Consider the following 255-nt stretch of genomic DNA (forward strand, 5'->3'; position numbering starts at 1 on the left):
GTATTGAGGAGGCCGGCCTCAACCTGCTGTTGGTGCACGTGGACGAGGTGGTCGCAACACGAAATACGAGCGCGCCCCTGCGCGTGAACCGCGAAGGCTTGGTGTGGCCCGAGCCCACCCGTGTCACCGACCTCCCCGCCGGCCTGACTCACCTGGAATGGTTTACCGACCCTGCGGCCGAAGACGACGACAACTAGAACGCATCCAGCTGGCGCGTCGGGTGCGTCTCTGCGCCGGCACTCGACCGGTAGTGAC

General features: G+C 65.9%; 1 protein-coding gene. It reads left to right on the top strand.

All coding sequences use genetic code 11. The features are described 5' to 3' along the window. Nucleotides 1-197, top strand: a 197-nt coding sequence (locus GA707_RS21045; protein ID WP_193315479.1) for a hypothetical protein, incomplete at its 5' end; no start/stop codon positions are given. Nucleotides 198-255 lie beyond the last annotated feature (58 nt).

The sequence above is a fragment of the Nostocoides sp. F2B08 genome (assembly GCF_009184895.1).
Taxonomy (GTDB): Bacteria; Actinomycetota; Actinomycetes; order Actinomycetales; family Dermatophilaceae; genus F2B08.